At 42.2% G+C, this 5,366-nt stretch carries 5 protein-coding genes and 1 pseudogene; 2 read left to right on the forward strand and 4 right to left on the reverse strand.

All coding sequences use genetic code 11. The features are described 5' to 3' along the window. From HWQ38_RS29065 to HWQ38_RS29075, 3 genes and pseudogenes are all read right to left on the reverse strand, one after another. A pseudogene (locus HWQ38_RS29065) lies at positions 1-238 on the reverse strand (ATP-binding protein); the annotation flags it as partial. 173 nt (positions 239-411) lie between these two features. Continuing rightward, complete coding sequence (locus HWQ38_RS29070) at positions 412-1,599, reverse strand: TRC40/GET3/ArsA family transport-energizing ATPase (protein WP_292800817.1); 1,188 nt, start codon at positions 1,597-1,599, stop codon at positions 412-414. Between the two features lie 275 nt (positions 1,600-1,874). Further along, on the reverse strand, positions 1,875-2,618 hold the full coding sequence (locus HWQ38_RS29075) for a peptidoglycan-binding domain-containing protein (protein WP_292800819.1): 744 nt from the start codon (positions 2,616-2,618) through the stop codon (positions 1,875-1,877). 120 nt (positions 2,619-2,738) lie between these two features. Between HWQ38_RS29075 and HWQ38_RS29080 the strand changes: the two genes are divergently transcribed. Beyond that, positions 2,739-2,993 (forward strand): hypothetical protein, encoded by a 255-nt coding sequence (locus tag HWQ38_RS29080; protein WP_292800821.1) that lies wholly within the window; start codon positions 2,739-2,741, stop codon positions 2,991-2,993. Positions 2,994-3,006: 13 nt separating this feature from the next. Here the strand turns inward: HWQ38_RS29080 and HWQ38_RS29085 are convergent, their stop codons facing one another. After that, a complete protein-coding gene (locus tag HWQ38_RS29085) occupies positions 3,007-3,558 on the reverse strand; it encodes a 2'-5' RNA ligase family protein (RefSeq protein WP_292800823.1) in 552 nt (183 codons plus the stop codon). A 721-nt stretch (positions 3,559-4,279) separates the two neighbouring features. On the opposite strand from HWQ38_RS29085, the gene HWQ38_RS29090 reads away from it, so the two are divergent. Then, positions 4,280-5,302 (forward strand): saccharopine dehydrogenase-like oxidoreductase, encoded by a 1,023-nt coding sequence (locus HWQ38_RS29090; RefSeq protein WP_292800825.1) that lies wholly within the window; start codon positions 4,280-4,282, stop codon positions 5,300-5,302. The last annotated feature ends 64 nt before the right edge of the window (positions 5,303-5,366 follow it).

The following is a 5,366-nucleotide window of genomic DNA, read 5'->3' on the forward strand; positions in this document are numbered from 1 at the left end:
AATTAAATACGTATGTACTACTGACTAGCGATCGCACTGTGCCAGTTGCGTAAGTACTGTCACATTTAAACACACCACCGTGTTTATCTACGACAATCTGATAACTAATTGACAATCCCAAGCCAGTGCCTTTTCACACTGGCTTAGTAGTGAAAAATGGGTCGCAGATTCTTGCTTTCAGAGGCTCCGGTATTCCTGGTCTATTGTCTGCAATGCGAATTACTACACTCTTGACGTTGCTTCCCATCTCTTTGATCCTACAAATTCGGTGATATATTCACCACTCTTTATAAAATTTCATCAAAATATCATAAAAACAGACGCTAAAAGAATGGCGTCTGTACTAGCTGCAATCAAAGATTCTGGTTTTTTAGTGTTGAGTTTTTGTCAAATATTGCCGTAGCAACAAACTTAAACTCTTATATTCTCAGCAAAGCTGATTTTCAGATAGTCGTCTTGCATCTTTGCCCCTGCTGGTTGTAGTGCTGCTAAGGCTTGCGGTAAAACTAAGTTACGACGGTGGTTGCCAATAGTAATGTTTAATTCGTCTCCGGTTTTACTCAGTTGAACTTGGTTTTTAGGAATACCGGGTAAGTAAAGTTCTAAGCTGTATTGGTTTCCCTCTTGCACAACTCTAAGAGTCGTTTCTTTGTAATAAACCTGAGTCGGATCTTCATCTTTATAAAGGGTTTCCTTCAGGCGTTCTAATGCAGCCAATCCACACATTTCCTCAGAAAAAAGTGGAACTTCTTTCACAGGTAGAGGGTGAAAATTATCATGAATTTCCTGGCGATATTGCTCCTGACTTTCCTTCCAACGTTGGAAAAATGGGTCTTGGACTTCATTGGGAATAATCCGATTAGCTACTATTAAATCTGTTGCAACATTATACAAACTCAGATAAGCATGGGCACGCAGAGACTCTTTAATCACCATCTTTTCGGGATTAGTAACCAGACGCACTGAGGTTTTAGTATTGTCTGTCAATACTTTTTCCAGAGCTTCAATTTGTTCATAAAACTCATAAGGTGCATCCATCACTTCTTTATTAGGTAGCGAAAAACCAGCAATTGGTCTAAAAAAAGGTTCAACCAGAGGCCGAAGTACCACCGAGATATTTTGAAATGGTTTGTAAAAACGGCGCATATACCAGCCACCGACTTCAGGTAAACTTAGCAACCGGAGTGCTGTGCCGGTGGGGGCTGAGTCGATAATTAAGACATCAAACTCACCTTCATCGTAATGGCGTTTCATCCTTACCAAGCCAAAAATCTCATCCATGCCTGGTAAAATTGCCAATTCTTCAGCCTGTATGCCGTCTAAACCCCTTGCTTGTAAAACTTGGGTAATGTAACGTTTCACAGCACCCCAGTTTCCCTCCAGTTCTTGCAGTGCATCCAATTCAGCACCCCACAAATTTGGGCGAATTTTTTGGGGTGCATGTCCGAGTTCGATGTCAAAACTGTCTGCCAGGGAGTGAGCGGGATCTGTACTTAATACCAATGTCTGATAGCCTAGTTCGGCACAACGCAGTCCAGTTGCAGCAGCAACGGAAGTTTTGCCTACGCCGCCTTTGCCGGTCATCAAAATTACACGCATAGATGCTTCTGTCCTGCCTGAGGATTTTATGACATTTATTTACATTATCGACTGTTTAAGGAAAATAAATGCTGTTTCACCATTTCTAGGAAAACCTCACCCTGGTTCTGCTACGCTTTCACCTGTCCCTCTCCTTATTAAGGAGAGGGAAAGATTTACCCTTGGGAAAGCGAGGGTGAGGTTTTGATTTGTGGGTTGTAGAGTCTACACAGTAGCCTTTTAGGAGAGAGATGAAGAAGAGAGGTTTTCCAGATAACCTGAATTGTCAGATGAGTTTACTTTTTATTCCAGAGACTTAAAAATGCTTGAGAGATGACTGGAGTCATCTGACTTTGTAAGTAAGTTAGTGCATCACGATTGTTTTGATTGTTGTCATCATAATAAGTGAACACATTCGTCAACTTGACAATCTCAGGATTTTGATCATTTGTCCCCCGCCATTTGTTAGTAAGTTTGTATAAAACGTCCTTGGGTATATTTTGTTGTAAATTATTTAGGGCTGCAATGTAAGAAGGATTTTGAGGATTCTTTTTGAATTGGAGCCACAAATCTATCAGCTTGAGTTGGGACTGGGGCTGCGGCTGGGGCTTATTTGTTAGACTAGATTGCTGGAGAATTTGACGCTGTTCAATAGTGGCAATGCCATTTTCAGTTAAACCCTGAGATTTCTGAAATTTCTTGACTGCTAAATAAGTGGCTGGGCCATAAAAAGCCTTGTCTGGAGGAATTTCGGCATTGGTTGCAAAACCGTGAAACTTTAATCTATTCTGAAGCCCTTTGACTGTATCTTCCATTACAGTTCGAGTCTCAGCGTTAGCGTTACCATCTACTAGAAGTTTTTGTGAATACTGTTTCTGAAACCTTTTAATTGCTTCTTCGGTAGGATCATCTGTTAAGGAGTTGTTATTCCGCTTCCAGGGAGCAAATTTAGTCAGATCCGGCTTAGGATCTATCTCAGGAGCTAAATATCCCAGCCCGATCAATATATGACGGATGACTTCAGGGCTATAAACGGTCATGCTTTTTACTTCCTTTGCGACTAAACTAGCATTTAATGTATCTGGTTTTACAAAAAGTAAGTAAGTAGAAATAAACAAATCTAACATATCTTGTTTACAAGGCGTTTCAAAAGTTAAGCGATGTCTCGACGACAAGCTGCTTCTATAGGAGACGTTCGGCGTAGGCGACTACACACCGAGAAAAAGAAAGATGATTTTAAGTCTTGGTGGGCGATCGCGATCGCTTATTTTCAACTATTGATGATGATACTACGCAATGTTTCCTTTACACCAGCTTGGAAGTGGCTCTGCGTAGTTGTGCGATCGCTCTGGAAAATGCCCACCTCGATCAGCAAGCGCAGACTTATGCTCAACAATTGGAGCGATCGTTTTTAACTATTTCACTATTTCATTGCTCAGTAGTCAAAAAACCAAACTCCGATTTAATATTCCAGCGATTACCGTCGTGAAGCAGTAGCGTTAATTTGTCAGCATTAAACTCAAAATGCAACTGACGCTTTTCAAACTCTGGCCAAGCAGCTTTAAAGTTTTGCTTTGTTAAATCCCGAAACGCAACTGTTATATGGGGTGCAAAAGGGCGCGTTTTAGAAACCTTGTCAACAATTCCCAAGTTACTTTCTGTATAAGCCATTAAATCAGCTTGCAAAGTTAAAAGCTCTTGACTTATGACAACATTAATGTATATAACACGGGGCGGAAAGGCATCAAACCCCCTGAGTGTAATTGCTACAGGCTGTTGTCTACTAGCAAACTCCTTCAAGGATGCTTCTAGGTGTGGTAAGTTAGCATCTGCCCATTCAAAAGGCGGTTGCAAAGTAACATGAGGCGGAGATTTTAGCGCTCCACTACTAGCATAGCGATCGGCAAAGTCCTGCTTAATCTGGTTGGCGTAGTCTTGAATGTCTTGCGGTGGTAAGAGGGCGACAAAAAAACGGCTCATTCAATTTTAGATTTTAAATTTTAGATTTTGGATTATTAAGATCATTGCTGTTGAGTATTGAACGGCAAACGCCCAAAGGATATTACAGATGATAATAGATATAGCGGTGCGTTACGGCTGGATGATCTGCGATCGCACCTACATAACCCAAGTTGCTCTCAAGACTACTGTAGGTAAGTATTCAGTATCTGCAAGGATAATCTGAGATGGGAGCAATACTCTAACAGTGAGATCGGGGTTAAATTATCAATAAGATCAGGTTTTTTCGTTGCGATGCCTAATGCGATCGCGCTTTGGGGGTACTATCGCTTAGGCTGGCATCATTTCCGGGACTGAATCAGGGGATGCTGGCTCAAAATGTAATACCATAATTTCATCTTGTATCACTTCCAGATATTACAGAGGATAGCAGGTGGTTAATCTTGGGACATCAGAACCTTGTTGATAGGCGATGCACTATAGACTCTCTAGCTGGGCAGCAATAGGCATTCTGAACATTTGTTCACCTATGGAGTATCCTAGCAAGTGTTTGATGAAAATTAATTTTTGATACTGTCCAAGTAGCTTAGATAAAAAAAACATCACTCAGCCAAAAAACCCAGGATAATGAATCATAATTAACCTCTATAGCTTTGAGCTATCAGCCATCAGCCACCAGTCCCAAGCCGGAAGCTGAGATGCTGAATGCTAAAGGCTTTTGATTCAACTTAACTAATTGACTATGAATTCTGAAAAGGTCAAAAATTCTCTAAATATCTCGCCAGTTATCCGCGTGGGAGTGCTTGGTTTTGGCGGACTAGGACAAGCTGCCGCCAAGCTACTTGCTGGCAAACAGGAAATGATTTTAGTCGCAGTAGCAGATCAAAAAGGCTACGCTTACGCTGCTGAAGGTTTAAATACTCAAGAATCCATTGCAACCTACCAGTCCCAAGGTTCGGTAGGTCATTTAGAGCCAGTTGGTACTTTAACAAATCAAAGTATTCAGGATTTAATTGAAATAGCTCAACCTGTGGATGGGTATTTTCTGGCTTTACCCAACTTACCAAATGACTTTATTCCGACTGTAGCCAAGGAGTTTATTAAATCTGGTTGGCGTGGGGTGCTAGTGGATGCGATTAAGCGCACCACTGCTGTAGAACAACTACTGGCGATGAAAGAAGAACTGGAAGCAGCCGGGATTACCTACATGACAGGCTGTGGTGCAACACCGGGATTGTTAACCGCCGCCGCCGCTTTAGCCGCCCAAAGCTACGCCGAAATTCATCAAGTCGAAATCACCTTCGGGGTGGGAATTGCTAACTGGGAAGCTTATCGTGCTACCGTTCGAGAAGACATTGGTCATATGCCTGGTTACACAGTGGAAATTGCCAGGGCGATGACTGACGCAGAGGTAGAAGCACTATTAGATAAAACTAATGGCGTGCTTACCTTGACGAATATGGAACACGCTGATGATGTGATGTTAGAGGTAGCGGGAATTTGCGATCGCGATCGCGTTACAGTTGGTGGTGTAGTCGATACCCGCAATCCCAAAAAGCCCCTCAGCACCAACGTTAAGGTAACAGGGCGCACCTTTGAAGGGAAGATTTCCACCCATACATTTACTTTAGGAGATGAAACCAGTATGGCAGCCAATGTCTGCGGTCCTGCCTTTGGCTATCTCAAAGCTGGTAAACAATTGCACCAACGCGGCATTTATGGAATATTTACTGCTGCGGAAATTATGCCCCAATTTGTCAGGTAATAGTTAGGGGAGACGCGATTAATCGCGTCTGTACAGGAGTTAGGAGAGACGCGATTAATCGCGT

The sequence above is a fragment of the Nostoc sp. NMS7 genome (genome assembly GCF_017115085.1).
In the GTDB taxonomy this organism is placed as follows: Bacteria; Cyanobacteriota; Cyanobacteriia; order Cyanobacteriales; family Nostocaceae; genus Nostoc.